The 15,020-nt window shown below is 71.3% G+C and carries 13 protein-coding genes; 10 read left to right on the top strand and 3 right to left on the bottom strand.

Annotated elements, in window-relative coordinates; all coding sequences use genetic code 11:
• The first annotated feature begins 66 nt into the window (after positions 1-66).
• Both ACLBWJ_RS11270 and ACLBWJ_RS11265 read left to right on the top strand, forming a co-directional pair.
• The gene (locus ACLBWJ_RS11270) at positions 67-1,464 is read left to right on the top strand and encodes a hypothetical protein (RefSeq protein ID WP_447660311.1); all 1,398 of its coding nucleotides are present in this window, start codon (positions 67-69) and stop codon (positions 1,462-1,464) included.
• A 196-nt stretch (positions 1,465-1,660) separates the two neighbouring features.
• Positions 1,661-3,091: an HNH endonuclease gene (locus ACLBWJ_RS11265; RefSeq protein ID WP_447660310.1), complete on the top strand. Its 1,431-nt coding sequence runs from the start codon at positions 1,661-1,663 to the stop codon at positions 3,089-3,091.
• A 34-nt stretch (positions 3,092-3,125) separates the two neighbouring features.
• On the opposite strand, the gene ACLBWJ_RS11260 is transcribed toward ACLBWJ_RS11265, so the two are convergent.
• The gene (locus ACLBWJ_RS11260; protein ID WP_447660309.1) at positions 3,126-3,614 is read right to left on the bottom strand and encodes an SRPBCC family protein; all 489 of its coding nucleotides are present in this window, start codon (positions 3,612-3,614) and stop codon (positions 3,126-3,128) included.
• A gap of 59 nt (positions 3,615-3,673) precedes the next feature.
• On the opposite strand from ACLBWJ_RS11260, the gene ACLBWJ_RS11255 reads away from it, so the two are divergent.
• Positions 3,674-4,609 carry an aldo/keto reductase gene (locus ACLBWJ_RS11255; RefSeq protein ID WP_447660308.1) on the top strand — a complete coding sequence of 312 codons (936 nt, stop codon included), beginning with the start codon at positions 3,674-3,676 and terminating at the stop codon, positions 4,607-4,609.
• Positions 4,610-4,620: 11 nt separating this feature from the next.
• Here the strand turns inward: ACLBWJ_RS11255 and ACLBWJ_RS11250 are convergent, their stop codons facing one another.
• Both ACLBWJ_RS11250 and ACLBWJ_RS11245 read right to left on the bottom strand, forming a co-directional pair.
• Positions 4,621-5,211, bottom strand: a complete 591-nt coding sequence (locus tag ACLBWJ_RS11250) for an excalibur calcium-binding domain-containing protein (protein ID WP_205289239.1) — start codon at positions 5,209-5,211, stop codon at positions 4,621-4,623.
• A gap of 129 nt (positions 5,212-5,340) precedes the next feature.
• Positions 5,341-6,801 carry a protein adenylyltransferase SelO gene (locus ACLBWJ_RS11245; protein ID WP_447660307.1) on the bottom strand — a complete coding sequence of 487 codons (1,461 nt, stop codon included), beginning with the start codon at positions 6,799-6,801 and terminating at the stop codon, positions 5,341-5,343.
• 58 nt (positions 6,802-6,859) lie between these two features.
• Here ACLBWJ_RS11245 and ACLBWJ_RS11240 point away from each other — a divergent pair, with 58 nt between their 5' ends.
• The 7 genes from ACLBWJ_RS11240 to ACLBWJ_RS11210 all read left to right on the top strand — a co-directional run bounded on the left by ACLBWJ_RS11240 (position 6,860) and on the right by ACLBWJ_RS11210 (position 14,972).
• Positions 6,860-7,618, top strand: coding sequence for a hypothetical protein (locus tag ACLBWJ_RS11240; RefSeq protein ID WP_274179422.1), 759 nt, complete (start codon positions 6,860-6,862; stop codon positions 7,616-7,618).
• Positions 7,619-7,744: 126 nt separating this feature from the next.
• The gene (locus tag ACLBWJ_RS11235; RefSeq protein ID WP_447660306.1) at positions 7,745-8,497 is read left to right on the top strand and encodes a hypothetical protein; all 753 of its coding nucleotides are present in this window, start codon (positions 7,745-7,747) and stop codon (positions 8,495-8,497) included.
• Positions 8,494-10,347, top strand: a complete 1,854-nt coding sequence (locus tag ACLBWJ_RS11230; protein WP_447660305.1) for an amidase family protein — start codon at positions 8,494-8,496, stop codon at positions 10,345-10,347. The genes ACLBWJ_RS11235 and ACLBWJ_RS11230 overlap by 4 nt, the downstream gene beginning before the upstream one ends.
• A gap of 96 nt (positions 10,348-10,443) precedes the next feature.
• Positions 10,444-11,754, top strand: a complete 1,311-nt coding sequence (locus ACLBWJ_RS11225; RefSeq protein WP_447660359.1) for a UDP-glucose dehydrogenase family protein — start codon at positions 10,444-10,446, stop codon at positions 11,752-11,754.
• 82 nt (positions 11,755-11,836) lie between these two features.
• The gene (locus ACLBWJ_RS11220) at positions 11,837-12,898 is read left to right on the top strand and encodes an acyl-CoA dehydrogenase family protein (protein ID WP_447660304.1); all 1,062 of its coding nucleotides are present in this window, start codon (positions 11,837-11,839) and stop codon (positions 12,896-12,898) included.
• On the top strand, positions 12,892-14,259 hold the full coding sequence (locus ACLBWJ_RS11215) for a PIG-L family deacetylase (protein WP_447660303.1): 1,368 nt from the start codon (positions 12,892-12,894) through the stop codon (positions 14,257-14,259). Before ACLBWJ_RS11220 ends, ACLBWJ_RS11215 begins: the two co-directional genes overlap by 7 nt.
• A complete protein-coding gene (locus ACLBWJ_RS11210) occupies positions 14,256-14,972 on the top strand; it encodes a glycosyltransferase (protein ID WP_447660302.1) in 717 nt (238 codons plus the stop codon). The genes ACLBWJ_RS11215 and ACLBWJ_RS11210 overlap by 4 nt, the downstream gene beginning before the upstream one ends.
• Positions 14,973-15,020 lie beyond the last annotated feature (48 nt).

Here is a 15,020-nt window from a genome sequence, read left to right as displayed (position 1 = left end):
TGCCCGGCGCCGTCACGGCGGCGAGGCGCCCACCGGCAGAATCGCCTTATGAGAGTCCTCGCGACAATGCTCTTGCGTAGCCGACGGCCGCGTCGGGATGCCTCGCTGAGCGCACCCGCCGACACCGATCCGGTTGCCGAAGAGGAATCGGTCGCGGACGATCTCGCCGACTTGCTGCGAGCCCATGACGAGGACTTCTCGCAGTACGCGCGGACTCTGGGCGCAACGCTGGGTCGCGGAGTCGCCGCCCTCGCGCTCGTCTCACTCTTCGCCCTCACCCAGCTCAACCCAGACGCGCCCCGGCTCGTCCTGCCACGGTTCGGCGGCGGCGACGCACTCGCCGCGTTCGGTGTCGTCGGCCTGTTCGTCACCACTCTGCAACTCGCCGTACGAGACCCCGGGGCGCTTCAACAGCCCACAGCATCGGCAGGACGGCAGCAACTACTCACACTGATCGCCGCGCTGCTCGTGCCCACCTCGCTCGGCTTGGGCATCTACATCGCCATCCCCTACATGATCGAATCCGCGCCGACCGGCATCGACCTGGTGCGCGGCTTCGGCCCGATAGCTATTGGAATCCTCCTAGCGCTATTCGCGGCAGACGCCGCTGCGGCAGTCCCCCTCCCACCGACCGACCCAGCTGTGCGTCGCACGCGCCGGAAGATTGCCGCGGAAGAACAGCGCGCAGCCCTTTCCGCGCTCAAGCTCCGCGCGGGGCCGTCATCCGTGCGTGGGGTGATCGGCGACATTGCGCGCATCGTCGGTCTTGTGGTTGCTCAGCTCCTCGTGCTCAACGCGGTCACACCTGCCGACATTGAGGTGGTCGTGGCGCGCGCCGTCGCATTGACGGCTTTCGCCGTCTTCGTCACGGCTGCCGTGTACGACACGTTCGTCGCGGCCGCTCGCCGCCGGTGGTCACCGCTCACACCCGCGTTCTTGCCGTTCATCCTCGCCATGGTGGGCGTCTCGGGGACGATCGTCATCGCGAGTATCGAATCGGCCGACGGGACGAACCCGGTCCGCGCTGCGGCCGACGCTCTTCTTCGATTCGCCGTCGTCACCTGCAGCAACGCCGGCATGGCGTTCTATCTCACCGGCCGGCGACGGCGGCCGCGCTCCGACGATGGTCCCGCCGAGAGCCGGCTTCTCCGAGCGATCGCAATCAAGCTCGCAGAAAGCAAGGCGAACCGGCTCGACGACGGTGTCCTGCGGGACGAGAGCAGGCGCCCTGCGACGCTGCCGTTGAACCGGCTCGCTGTCATCAGTCCGTTCGTCAGCGTCATGTTCCCCCTCGGGCTGATACTCGCCGCCGCAGCGCGCGAACAGATCGCCACGGTCTCACCGCCGGAAGAGCGCGGCGAAGGGTGGGCGCGAGCCGCGGAGGTGATCTCGTGGACCGTTGCAAGCCTCGTGCTGATCGTCCCCGCCGTGGCACTCGCGATTTCCACCGCAACGACCACGTGAGTCGGCACTGCCAACCGGCCCGTCTCTCGAGTTATCCCTCGATTCGTCAGAGAGAAACGACAAATCCAGGAGCTCGCTGTAGAGAAACGGGCTCTGCCGGGGCCGCCCATTCCTCCCCAACCGAGCCGCAAAATTGTTCTCCACAGATGTACGGATATTCGATGAAAATGTCTGACCCCCTGGGCAGAATGGGAACATGACAACGAACGGCGAAAGCGCACACGAACCGGATGCCGGCTCGTCGGGCTCGCCGTACGCGGGCATCGTCGACCGGGTCTGTCAGGCAGACGATCTGCTCCACGCGGCGAACATCGCGATGACCCGTGCGCTCGCCGAGGCGGGGCGGAGCGCTCTGAGCGTCGCTGCGCGCTCCGGCGAGCGGCCGCGCGGCATGGGCTCCGACATGGAGATGCGCTCGATCGCCGCCGAGATCGCCGGGGTGCGACGGTCGCACGACCGCCGCGCGCAGAGCGAGATCGACCACGCGCTGACCATCGTCGACGACTACCCCGCTGTGTTCGAGGCGTGGGAGCAGCAGCGCATCACGCGCGACCACGTCGACGTCGTCGTCCGAATGGGATGCGGCCTCGCCGACGACATCCGCGACGACTACGCGCGGCAGGCGATCTCGATCTGCGAGCGCGATATCGCCTCGCGCGTGCGAGAGCCGCTCCGCAACCTCGCCGCCCGCATGGGGTCCGAGTCCTTCGCCGAGCGACACCGCACCGCCGCGGCAAAGCGAGGCGTTTGGGTGACCCACGGCACCGACGGCATGTCCGAACTCGGCGCCACTCTCCCGACGGTCATCGCCGCGGGCATCCACGACCGCCTCACCGCCATGGCGCAGTCCGTCAAAGACGCTCGTGCCGCCGCCGGGGAGGCGCCTGCGGATGCTGCGGCTGGGGATGCTGCCGCGGGTGAGGGCTCTGCGGCTGCGTCGGCGGATGCCGCGGCGCCGGCCGATGCCGCCGGGCCTGATGTCCGCACGATGGATCAGCTCCGCGCCGACATCCTCGGCGACCTGCTGCTCGGGGGCGCCCCGGTCGTCGACCCGACGTACGGCAGCGACGCCGCCGGGCCGCTGGGTGCGATCCGGGCGCAGGTCCAGGTGACGCTGACATCCGAGACGGTGACCGGCGCCGACGAGGCCCCCGCCGAACTGGTGGGCGCCGCGCTCATCGACGCCGACACCGCCCGCAAGCTCGCCGGCCGCGCCAAAATCTGGAACCGACTCTTCATCGACCCCATCACCCGCACCCCGGTCGAAGTCGACACCTACCGGCCGACCGCGGCGATGAGCAGACTGCTCAAAGCAAGAGATCAGCACTGCCGATTCCCCGGATGCCGGAGGGCGGCCATCCGCTGCGAACTCGACCACACCATCGATTACGCCCTCGGCGGGCACACCCACATCTTCAACCTCGCGCACCTGTGCCAACGACACCATTCGATGAAGCAGTTCACGAAGTGGGAGGTCAGGCAGGTCGGCGGCGGGGTTTTGGAGTGGACCTCACCCCTGGGGCGGATCTACCGAGAAGACGTTCCGATCCCGTCGGTGTGTTTCGTTCCCGACACCGGCGGGGCGCCACCACCCGTGGTGGGCAACGACGAGCCACCGCCCTTCTGAGCTGGCCGGCTCCGCCCGGCGCCGTCCGGCGCAGTCACACGCCCCGGATGCGCTCCGCTTCGGCGAGCACGACCGGATCCTCGCATCCGCGCGCGAACCCCGCGATCCGCCGGTCGATGTCGCGTTGCAGGATGACCATGCCGATGCGCTCCGCCAGCGGCGCGAGCCATGCCGGACGGCAGGCGAAGTTGTAGCGCCACACCGCGACCGAGCGCGAGGGGTCGCCCTCGACCGGACTGAACCGCCATCCGCCGCCCATCCGAGCGAAGAACCACGAGCCTTTTGTCATCTTCATCCCGACGTTCGACGGCGGGTTGTACGAGACGTACTCGCTCTCCATCGCCAGCCCGAATCGCTGCACCGTGTACGTGCGGACGCCCTTCGCGGGCCGATCCGCGCCGATCAGGTGCTGTCGCCGGATGAAGGGATCCCACCGCTTCCGCACCTCGCCCTGCGTCTGCGACACTGCGAACGCGACCTCGACGGGCACGGGAACGACGCAACGCGACTCGACGACCGGCATCCGCCCATGGTGGCATGCCCCCGCCGCGCGTCCTGCTCCCGCGGCGCATACTAAGAATCATGCGCAGCGTCCCCCTCGGTCAGAGCAACATCCAGGTCCCCAACGTCGTCGCGGGCATGATGCGGATCGAGGAGCTCTCCGACGACGACATCCGCGCCCTCTACGACCGCTGCCGCGAGGTCGGCGTCGACTTCTTCGACCACGCCGACCTCTACGGCTCGTCGCGCCACGCGTGCGAGCGACGCTTCACCGAAGCGCTCAAGCTCACGGCATCCGAGCGCGACGAGATCACGCTGCAGACCAAGACCGGCATCGTCGCCGACGACTGGCACTTCGACCACTCGTACGAGCACATCGTGGCCTCCGCCGAGGAGTCGCTCGAAGCGCTCGGCACCGACCGCATCGACGTGCTGCTGCTCCACCGCCCCGATGCTCTCGTCGAGCCGGACGAGGTCGCCCGCGCGTTCGATCACCTCGAGTCCTCGGGCAAGGTCCGCGCCTTCGGCGTCTCGAACCACACGCCCCGCCAGATCGATCTGCTGAAGACGGCGGTGACTCAGCCGCTCGTGGCCAACCAGGTGCAGCTGTCGATCACGCACTCGACGATCATCGCCCAGGGGCTCGCGTCGAACATGGCCGGCGAAGACGACTCGATCACCCGTGACGGCGGCGGACTCGTCGACTACTCGCGCATCAACGGCATCACGCTCCAGGCCTGGTCGCCGTTCCAGAAGGGCTTCTTCGACGGCGTCATCTTCGGTGCCGAGGAGTACCCGGAGCTCAACGCCAAGCTCGACGAGCTGGCCGCGAAGTACGGCGTCACCCCGACCGCCATCGCGACGGCGTGGATCACCCGCCACCCCGCCGCGATGCAGGTCGTGCTCGGCACCACGAACCCCCAGCGCGTCGCGGATGCAGCCGAAGGCAGCGACATCCCCCTGACGCGAGGCGAGTGGTACGGGCTGATCCAGGCCGCCGGGCACAAGGTGCCCTGAGCCCGGGAGACCTACTCGCAGCCGATGCCGTCGCCGTCCCGGTCGAGGTGACGCCCGTAACCGGGATCCCCCGTCCGGACGGGGGCGGCGCCGGCGTTCCGGGCCGCCGTGCAGTTGTCGTAGTACGTGGATGCCGGTGCCGCGGGTGCCTGCGCAGCCGGTGCCTGAGCAGCGGGGGCTTGCACCGTCCGGGCGGACAGCTGGCCCTCGAGGTCCGAGATCCGGGCCGCGCGAGCATCGAGCTCGGTCTGCGACGCCGTCGCCGCGGTCTGCATCTCGGTCACCTGAGCGGTGGCGGTCTCGAGCGCCGCAGTCGCCGTTGCGAGGTCATCGAGCGCCTCGTCCAGATCCGCTCGGGCGTCGGTCAGCGCCGTGTCGTTCTCGACAGCCACCGTCTCGGCGTCGGCGACATCCGTCTCGAGCGAGGCCACCTGGTCCTTCAGCGACGTCACCTCGGACTGCGCACCCGCGCCTCCGGCGCCACCGCCGAGCAGCAACCCGGCCACGAGCGCCGACCCGGACGTGATCAGCGCCGCCTTGCGCGACATCGGACGCGCCAGGAACGACGGCTTGCCATCGGCGCGCAGGCTCGATCCGGCCATGTTCTCTTCTCCCCCATCGCCGCGCCCCCGCGCGGCCCCGCCGTCATCATCGCGGGACGCGCATCGCCGCGCCACGCACGCGCGGTACGAGCGTCGCAATACGGACCGCCCGCGCGCGTTCCGATCCGGTCAGGTGCCGCAGAACGTCTGGTAGCCGGCCGCGAAGTCCGGACGAGCCGGCTCGGCATACCGCTCCGCGCCCGAGCGCGCCGTGAACGGCGTCGACAGGACGGTGGTGAGCCAGCCGAGCGGCTCGAGGTTTCCGGCGGTCGCCGCGGCGAGCGCTTCCTCGACGAGGTGGTTGCGCGGCACGTAGATCGGGTTCGCGGCATCCATCACCTCGGCGTCGGGCGCGTGCGCACGCCACCGATCCAGCCAGCCGGTCAGCGCCGGATCCCCGCCGAGCGCCGCCTCGAGACCTGCCGCGTCGCCCCGCGCGGCAGCAGACAGCGACCGGAACGTCGAGGTGTAGTCCGCGCGCTTGCGCTCGAGCATCTCGTGGAAGTCACCGGCGAGCGCTTCGACCTGCTCATCGGAGACTCGCGCATCGGCGAGCCCGAGCTTGCGCCGCATGCCCGCCGCCCGGGCCTCGGCGAACCGGGGGCGGAACTCCGCCAGCACGCCCTGCGCCAGCTCGACCGCGCGTTCGAGCTCGTCGTCGAACAGCGGCAGCATCCCCTCGGCGAGCCGCGCGAGGTTCCACTCGGCGATGTACGGCTGATTGCCGTAGGCGTAACGCCCGCCGGTGTCGATCGAGCTGTACACGGTCGCCGGGTCGTACGCGTCCAGGAAGGCACACGGGCCGTAGTCGATCGTCTCGCCCGACAGCGTCATGTTGTCGGTGTTCATCACGCCGTGGATGAAGCCGACCAGCATCCAGCGGGCGACGAGGTCGGCCTGCGCCGCCACGACCGCGCGGAACAGTCCGAGCGCGGGCACATCCTCGTCCGCCGCCTCGGGGTGGTGCCGCGCGATGGCGTAGTCGACGACCGCGCGCAGCACGGCGATGTCGCCCGTCCCCCGCGCGAACTCGACGCTGCCCACCCGCAGATGGCTCGACGCCGTCCGCACGAGCAGCGCTCCCGGCAGTGCCGCCTCACGCAGCACCTCGCGCCCCGTCGCGACGACGGCGAGCGACCGGGTCGTCGGGATGCCGAGGGCGTGCATCGCCTCGCTCATGACGTACTCGCGAAGCATCGGCCCGACGGCCGCGAGCCCGTCGCCGGCCCGCGCGAACGGCGTCGGCCCGGAGCCTTTCAGGTGGATGTCGCGCAGCGATCCGTCAGGCGCGGTCAGCTCGCCCAGCAGCAGCGCCCGCCCATCGCCGAGCCGCGGCGAGAAGCCCCCGAACTGGTGACCGGCGTAACCCTGGGCGACCGGCTGCGCGCCCTCCGGCAGCGCGGCACCCACGAGAAGGTCGACCCCCGCGGGGCTGCGCAGGAACCCGGCATCCAGCCCCAGCTCGTCGGCCAGCGCCTCGTTGAGCACGAGCAGCCGCGGGGCGGGCGCCGGATCCGCCGACCACGGCCGCGCGAGCGCGGGCAGCGCGTCAGCGAAGTCGTGCGACAGCGAGAGCGTGACGGGAGTCATGAATCGAGGCTACGCGCGGTGCGCCCCACCGGGGCCGCAGGTTTGACAGAGTGGAGTGATGGCGATCGAAACGACCGACCACTCCGCCCCGATCCACGACCTGTTCCGCACGGTGGCCGAAGACCGCCGCCGCCTGGCCCAACGTTTCCGCAGAGCTTCGCCGGCCGCCTCGCTCGCGCAATCGGTCTGCTTCGCCCTGATCATCGCCGTACCCGCCCTCGGCGTCGGCATCCCGACGATCGTCGCCTTCGTCGTGGTCGTCGGCGCGCTCGTCGGTGTCGAGATGTTCTTCCGCCGCCGCCTCGGCATGGCGATCGACCTGCCGGCGGGATGGCGCAGCTGGGCTGTGGGCTTCGCTCTCGCGGTCGTCGTCCTCGGGCTCGCCGTCACCTCGATGGCCCTCGCGGTGATCGGGCAGGGCGGCTGGATCGCGCTGACGGCCGGTGCCGGTCTCGTCGTCTCGTTCCTGGGTGTGACCGCCTACGACCGCACCTTCGCCGCCGACGTCGTCCGCCCGTTCGCCCGCGCTCCGCGCTCTGCGGCCCCATTCGCCGACGCCCAGCGCTTCCGGCTGAGCGCCGCCCTCCGCCCGGTCACGTCGGCGCGCGTCGACGTCCTGGCAGAGAGCCTCGGGCACGGGAACGGCGAGCAGCCGAGCGTGCAGGGGCACCTGAGCGCGCTGGAACGCGAGGGGCTCGTCAGCATCACGCATGCGGATGCCGCACCCTCCGCCTCGCTGACGAAGGCGGGCCGACGCGAGTTCGACGGCCGGCTCGCGGCCGGCTTCCGCGGCGAGGCTGGCGAAACCGGCGCGTAACGCACCGACACCGGCAGGAAACGCTGTCCTGCCAGGCTCGGCACATCCCCCGAGGACCGTGGGCTCGGAGCCCCACGAGAGCCTGCCGTCCTGAGTGCACCCGACCCAGGAAGGGGCTGCTTCCGCATGCCTGCTCGCCCATCGATCACACTCCCGCCAGCGCTCGCCGGCGTCGTCGCACTGACCGCGGCCTTCGCTGCGGCACCGGCCGCCGTGGCCGCACCGCCCAGCGCGACCTTCGCAATCGGCGTCGCCGCCACCGCCACGCAAGGCGATCGGATCGACGTCGTCCTCACGGCGACCGACGTCGTCGACCTCTACGCCTACGACCTCGACGTCTCCGTGCCGGGCGCTCTGCTCGATTACGTCGACGACTCGGCCACCGGTCCCGACGGCGGCTTCACCGCCGCGCGCGAGACCGCGAGCGGCACGATCACCGTCACCCACTCCCGCCTCGGCACCTCGCCCGGCCTCGCGTCCGACCCTGGCGCTCCCCTCACGCTCGCAACGCTCTCGTTCACCGCCGAGGGCGCCGGGGCCGCCGAGATCGCGCTCCCGAGCGTCCGCCTCGTCGGCGGCACCGGCGAGACGGCGACGGCGACGGATGCCGCGACCACCGACATCACGATCGCCGCCCTTCCCGTCGCCGAGCCCGAACCCGAACCCGAACCCGAACCCGAACCGTCGGCGAGCGCGCCCGTCGTGGGCACCCCGGCTGCCGGATCCGGAAGTTCCGCCTCCGGCGGCGGAGCCGCGAGCGGATCGCTCTCGGCCACCGGCGGCGACGCGACGCCGATCGTGCTGGGCGCGGCGCTCGGCGCCGTCCTCCTCGCCGCGGGCACCGCGATCGTCCTGCGCCGTCGGGCGGTGAACGCATGAACCGCCGGCTGATCGTCCCCGCCGCCGCCGTCGGCGCGCTGCTGACCTGCGGTGTCGCCGCCCCCGCCGCCGCGGTGCCCGCCGTGGCCGCAGCGGCCGCGCCCACCGTCGGGGCCGCGTTCCTCGCGCCCTACTACACCGAGCTCGACCTCACCGGCGATGACAGGGTCACCACGGATGACCTCGCCGTCGTCGCGGCGTTCATCGGGAGCACCGACACCGACGCCGATTGGGCGGAGGCAGGCGCGTACGACCTCGACGGGGACGGCGCGATCACGGCATCCGACATCGCCCTCGTCTCCGAGCGGGCCATCTACGACGACGGTCCCTTCGAGATCGTCGAGGCCGACGTCGTGTCGATGCAGGCGGCGATGAACGCCGGGGTCGTCACTTCGGTCGAGCTCACCCAGCAGTATCTCGACCGCATCGCCGCCTACGATCGCGCGGTGATCGAGCCCGGCGGACGGCCGCTCAACTCGATCATCACGACCGGCGACGCCGCCGCCCTCGCCGCCGCGGCATCGGCCGACACCGTTCGCGCCGAGCAGGGCATGACGAGCATGCTGCTCGGTGTGCCGATCGCGGTGAAGGACAACTACAACACCGTCGACATGCCCACCACGGCCGGCTGCGGATGCTGGAACGACAACCGCACCGCCTCGGACGCGCACATGGTCGAGGGCCTGCGCGCCGACGGCGCGGTCATCCTCGCCAAGGCGAGCATGGACGAGTTCGCCATCAACCTGTCGTCGCAGTGGTCGGCTTACCAGCCGGCGGGCACCGCCCTCACCGTCTCGAGCCCGTACGCGACGAACCGCAGCTCCGGCGGATCGTCAGGAGGGACGGGCGCCGCCATTGCGAGCAACCTCGCCGCGATCGGTTTCGGCACCGACACGGGCGGCTCGATCCGCATCCCGTCGACCTACAACCAGCTCGTGGGCGTGCGTCCGACGGTCGGACTCGCGAGCCGCGACGGCATCGTGCCGCTCGCGCTCTCGCAGGACACCGGCGGCCCGATGGCGCGCTCGGTCACCGACGCGGCGGTCGCTCTCGACGCCGTCGTGGGCGCCGATTCGGCGGATCCGGTGACAGCTCGCCAGGAGGGGCTCGTCCCCGCCAGCTACACCGCTTCACTCGACGCCGACGCCCTCCGCGGCGCGCGCATCGCCGTGATCACGGGTCTGCCGACCTCGCAGAACATGGTCGGCAGCAACGCCACGACGCAGCGCCTGTTCAGCGCTGCGCGTGAGACGCTCGAAGCGCAGGGCGCGGAGGTCGTCGAGCTCGCGGCGCCCGAGGGATTCAGCGGCATCCTGGGCGAGGGAAGCGGCAGCGCCGTCGAGTTCGGGTACGACCTGCAGGCCTACATCGACGACTACCTGAACCCGGCGGTCGGCGCCCGGAGCCTCGCGGCCATCGCGCAGTCGCCGAACATCGCGCCGAACCGCGGCGCATCGACGTACGGGCCGCGCTCGACCGTCACCCCGCAGCAGTACGAGGACTGGGCGGGACCGGCAGGATCGCACACGCTGCAACTCGCCCGCGGAAAGCAGGTCGTCACGGAGTTCCTCGACGCGAACGACATCGACGCGATCATCTATCCCAGCGGCACGCCCTACGGCACGGTCGGCAGCAACATGCGGCTGAGCCCGAACACGGGCCTTCCGGCCGTGACGGTGCCGATGGGCCAGGCGAGCGCGACCGAGCAGATCCCCGGCGCCGGCGTGAACCTCGAGTTCCTGGGACGCGATTTCGCCGAGGGAACCCTGCTGGGTCTGGCGTTCTCGTTCGAGCAGGCGACCGGCGCGCGGACGACGCCGGCGCTCTACGGACCGCTTCCGGCGGGCTGATCATTCCCGTGACGCGGGTGGCTCGTTTACACCCGCGTCACGGGAAGTTGGTATGAAAGAGTGTCGGTGCCGTCGGGGCCGCGGAGAGAGAGCATGATGCGTCTGTCGGTCATCGGTTGCGGTTACCTCGGTGCGGTCCACGCGGCCGCGATGGCATCCATTGGGCACGAGGTCGTCGGAATCGACGTCGACGAGCGCAAGATCGCCTCGCTCTCGAACGGTGACGCACCGTTCTTCGAGCCCGGGCTGCAGGAGATCCTGAGCGACGGCCTCGCCTCGGGCCGCCTGCGGTTCTCGACCGACATGGCGGATGCCGCGGGCGCCGCCGTCCACTTCATCGGCGTCGGCACCCCGCAGCAGAAGGACGGCTACGCCGCCGACCTCACCTACGTCAACGCCGCCGTCGACGCGCTCATCCCGCACCTGGCCCAGGGCGACATCGTCGCGGGCAAGTCGACGGTCCCCGTCGGCACCGCGGCCACGCTCGCCGAGCGCGTGACCCCCACCGGCGCCACGCTCGTCTGGAACCCCGAGTTCCTGCGCGAGGGCTGGGCGGTGCAAGACACCGTCGACCCCGACCGCCTCGTCGCGGGCGTCCCCGCCGGGCCGGAAGGCGAGCGCGCCGCCGACATCCTGCGGGAGGTCTACCACCCCTCGGTCGCCAAGAACACGCCGTTCATCATCACCGACCTCGCCACAGCCGAGCTCGTCAAGGTCGCCGCGAACGCCTTCCTCGCGACCAAGATCAGCTTCATCAACGCGATGGCCGAGATCGCCGAGGTCACCGGCGCCGACGTCACGACCCTGGCCGACGCGATCGGCCACGACGCCCGCATCGGCCGCCGCTTCCTCGGGGCCGGCATCGGCTTCGGCGGCGGCTGCCTGCCGAAGGACATCCGCGCGTTCTCGGCTCGCGCCGAGGAGCTCGGCCGCGGCGAGTCGGTCGCGTTCCTGCGCGAGGTCGACGCCATCAACATGCGCCGCCGCGACCGCGCCGTCGACCTCGTCGTCAGCGCCTTCGGCGGGTCGGTGTTCAAGAAGAACATCACGGTGCTCGGCGCCGCGTTCAAGCCGCACAGCGACGACACCCGCGATTCCCCCGCACTCGACGTCGCCGTACGCCTGCACGGTCTCGGTGCCTGGGTCACCGTGACCGACCCCGAGGCGATCGAGAACGCCCGCCGCATCCACCCTCAGCTGAACTACGTCGAGGACCGCGACGAGGCCCTCCGCGCCGCCGACGCCGTCATCGTCGTCACCGAGTGGGACGAGTATCGCCGCGAGCTCGACCCCGCGCACGCCGCGACGCTCACCGCCGGCCGGCTCATCGTCGACGGCCGCAACTGCCTCGACGCCGACGCCTGGCGCGCAGCCGGCTGGGACTACCGCGGCATGGGCCGCCCCTGACCCACCCACCGCCGACATACACCACCGCGCCGGATCGAGCATCTGCAACCTGCACGCTCGTCCCGCAGGCGATGATGAAGCGATGCCCGCACACCGCGACCCGAGAACCAGTCCCCTCCTGGCGGAGCGGCCTCTGACCCACGGCATCACCCGCGCACTCGACGCCGCTGAGACCATAGACGGCTTCGGCACGGATGTCGCCGCCACCCTCGACTGGGCGGTCGCGGTCGGCGCCGCACGGCCCGCCGAGCGCCCGGTGGTCGACGACTGGTCACTGCTGGCATCGGTGGCGAGCGTCGACGTCGCCGCTGCCCGCATCCTCGAACCCCACCTCGACGCGCTCGACATCCTCGACCAGGCGCATCGTCTCGACGTGAACGTCGACCTTGAGTCCATCGGGGTGCATCCGGGCTCGTCGTGGGGCGTGTTCGCCGCTGAGGGGCCGGGCACACGCCTCGAAGCCCACCGCGCCGCCACCGGGTGGCGACTCTCGGGAACCAAGCCGTGGTGCTCGCTCGCGCACGAGCTCACCCACGCGCTCGTCACCGCGTGGGTCGGCGATGAGCGCCGACTGTTCGCCGTGGCGCTGCGCACTCCCCAGGTCGACCCGCACGCGGGGCCCTGGCACGCTCGCGGGCTCACTCAGGTGGTGAGTGCGCCGGTCGACTTCGCCGACGCGCCCGCGGTGCCCATCGGAGAAGCCGGCTGGTATCTGCGCCGTCCCGGCTTCGCGCACGGCGGGATCGGCGTGGCCGCCTGCTGGTGGGGTGGAGCCCTCCCCCTCCGAGACGCTCTGCTCGAGGCGGCTCGGCGTACCGGCGCCGACCAGCTGTCACGAGTCCACCTCGCCCGCGTCGACACCGCTCTGTGGAACGCGCGGCTGACGCTGAAGGCCGCAGCGGCGACGATCGACGCCGACCCGGACCCGGCACTGCTCGCCGGCCGGGTGCGCGCGATCGTGTCGGATGCCGTCGAGACGGCGCTGACTGAGGCGGCGCACGCGCTCGGCCCCCTGCCTCTCGTCGCCGATGAGAGGCACGCCCGGCGCGTCGCCGACCTGCAGATCTACATCCGTCAGCACCACGGCGAGCGCGATCTCGCTCGCCTCGGCGGCAGCGTGAGCGAAGGGCGCGGCGAGTGGTGAGCTTCAGCCACCGAGATCCCGGCACCCCTGAAGCGACGTGGGCCGCGGCCTTCGCCGAACGGTCGCTGCCGGTGCTGCCCGAGGATTTCGACCACCTCCTCGTCGTCGCCGCCCATCCCGACGACGAGACTCTCGGCGCCGCCGGCCTGATGACGCGCACCGCCCGGCGCGGAGCAACGGTCTCCGTCATCATCGCGACCGACGGTGAAGGGTCGCATCCCGATTCCCCGACGCACACGCCCGACGAGCTGGCCACGCTCCGTCGAGACGAGGCCGAGCGCGCACTCGAGCACCTCTCACCCGCCATCCGACGGCGTTTCCTCGGTCTCCCCGACGGCCGGACCGACGACCACCGCGACGAGATCGCCGGCGCGATCGCAGACGCGCTCGGCGACGAACCGGTCCCCGAACGCACGCTCGTGGTCTCGACATGGACAGGTGACGGCCATCGCGATCACCGCGTCGTCGGCGAGGTCGCCGCGGCGGTGTGCGGCGAGCGCGACGTCCCGTGGCGGTCCTACCCGATCTGGCTCTGGCACTGGGGTTCCCCCGACGACGCGCCCTGGGACGACGTCGACCTCGTCGACCTCGACGGGGATGCGCTCGAGCGCAAGCGGGCCGCCATGCGCCTCCACCGCACACAGGTCGAGCCGCTCTCGGCGGCCGCGGGGGACGAGGAGATGCTCCACGGGGGAATGCAGCAGCACTTCGAGCGCGGGTTCGAGGTGTTCGTGCGTCCCCCGCGCCGCACCGGCAGCCTCCCCCGCGACTTCTTCGACGCCTTCTACCGCCGAAACGGTGACGACCCCTGGGGGTTCGACTCGCGGTGGTACGAGCAGCGCAAGCGTGCGATCACGATGGCGACCATGCCCCGCGCACGCTACCGGTCCGCCCTCGAGCTCGGCTGCTCGACGGGTGCGCTCACCGCGCTCCTCGCCGACCGCTGCGAGGCCGTGCTCGCCCTCGACATCGCCGACGCTCCGCTCGCCGTCGCCAGACGTCGCCTCGGCGAGCGCGCGGGGGTTCGTCTCGCTCGCGCCGAGCTGCCCGCCGAGTGGCCCGCCGGTGAATTCGATCTCATCGTCGCGTCCGAGGTGGGCTACTACTGGGACCCCGATGACCTCGCCCGGGCGATCACGCGGATTGCCGCATCCCTCGCCGCCGACGGCCACCTCGTCGCCTGCCATTGGCGGCACCCGGTGACGGAGTACCCGCTCTCGGGAGATGAGGTCCACGCGGCTCTCGAGCGCGAGAACGCGCTGACCCGGCTCGTTCGGCACGAAGAGGAGGACTTCATCCTCGAGGTGTTCGGACGAACGCATGCACGATCGGTCGCGGTCGAGACGGGCCTCATTCCGTGAGCCCGATCGCCGTGGCCGTCGTCGTCCCCGTGCACGACGAAGCGGCGCTGCTCGATGCCTGCCTCGCTGCACTGACCGCCGCGGTCGCTCACGCGCGTCGAACCCATCCCGGCATCCGGGTCGCACCCGTCGTCGTCCTCGACGCTTGCACCGACGCCTCCGAACGCATCGCGAGGTCATGGCCCGTCGGCATCCGCCGCATCGACGCGCGCCGCGTCGGCACCGCACGCCGGAGAGGGGTCGAGGCGGCTCTCGCCGAGCTCGGCGACCCCGCGCCCGAAGACACCTGGATCGCGACGACCGACGGTGATTCCACCGTGCCGCTCGCCTGGCTGAGCCACCAGCTCGATCTCCGCGCCGCCGGCGCCGAGGTCGTCCTCGGAACCGTGCGCCCCGATTTCGCCGACCTCACGTCGGCCCACACCGCGCACTGGCTCGCCACGCACCCCCGGGGACGACCCGCCGGCAACGTGCACGGCGCGAACCTGGGGATGAGCGCCGCCGCCTACCGCGCAGCGGGCGGATTCCCCGATCTCGACGAGCACGAGGATGTCGAGACGGTCCGAGCCGCGCGCGCCGCCGGTGCGCGGGTCGTGGCCACCGACGTCAACGAGGTCACGACCTCGGGCCGGTTCGAGGGCCGGACGCCCGGGGGTTACGCGGCGTTCGTCCAGGCGACGCACCAGCGCTTCTCAGGTCAGGTGTCACCTTGAGGCACTGAGGTCCTCAGGCCGCGCGCATCGTCACCGGGCGCGGCACCG

The organism is Microbacterium sp. M4A5_1d, assembly GCF_053345465.1.
This window is presented reverse-complemented; position numbering and strand designations above follow the sequence as displayed.

Excerpts from the sequence above, each read along its gene's own strand:
- ACLBWJ_RS11220 (WP_447660304.1), top strand. The coding sequence starts at position 11,837 with ATGCCCGCACACCGCGACCCGAGAACCAGTCCCCTCCTGGCGGAGCGG.
- ACLBWJ_RS11255 (WP_447660308.1), top strand. The coding sequence starts at position 3,674 with ATGCGCAGCGTCCCCCTCGGTCAGAGCAACATCCAGGTCCCCAACGTC.
- ACLBWJ_RS11270 (WP_447660311.1), top strand. The coding sequence starts at position 67 with ATGCTCTTGCGTAGCCGACGGCCGCGTCGGGATGCCTCGCTGAGCGCA.
- ACLBWJ_RS11230 (WP_447660305.1), top strand. The coding sequence starts at position 8,494 with ATGAACCGCCGGCTGATCGTCCCCGCCGCCGCCGTCGGCGCGCTGCTG.
- ACLBWJ_RS11235 (WP_447660306.1), top strand. The coding sequence starts at position 7,745 with ATGCCTGCTCGCCCATCGATCACACTCCCGCCAGCGCTCGCCGGCGTC.
- ACLBWJ_RS11245 (WP_447660307.1), bottom strand. The coding sequence starts at position 6,801 with ATGACTCCCGTCACGCTCTCGCTGTCGCACGACTTCGCTGACGCGCTG.
- ACLBWJ_RS11260 (WP_447660309.1), bottom strand. The coding sequence starts at position 3,614 with ATGCCGGTCGTCGAGTCGCGTTGCGTCGTTCCCGTGCCCGTCGAGGTC.
- ACLBWJ_RS11225 (WP_447660359.1), top strand. The coding sequence starts at position 10,444 with ATGCGTCTGTCGGTCATCGGTTGCGGTTACCTCGGTGCGGTCCACGCG.
- ACLBWJ_RS11240 (WP_274179422.1), top strand. The coding sequence starts at position 6,860 with ATGGCGATCGAAACGACCGACCACTCCGCCCCGATCCACGACCTGTTC.
- ACLBWJ_RS11265 (WP_447660310.1), top strand. The coding sequence starts at position 1,661 with ATGACAACGAACGGCGAAAGCGCACACGAACCGGATGCCGGCTCGTCG.
- ACLBWJ_RS11250 (WP_205289239.1), bottom strand. The coding sequence starts at position 5,211 with ATGGCCGGATCGAGCCTGCGCGCCGATGGCAAGCCGTCGTTCCTGGCG.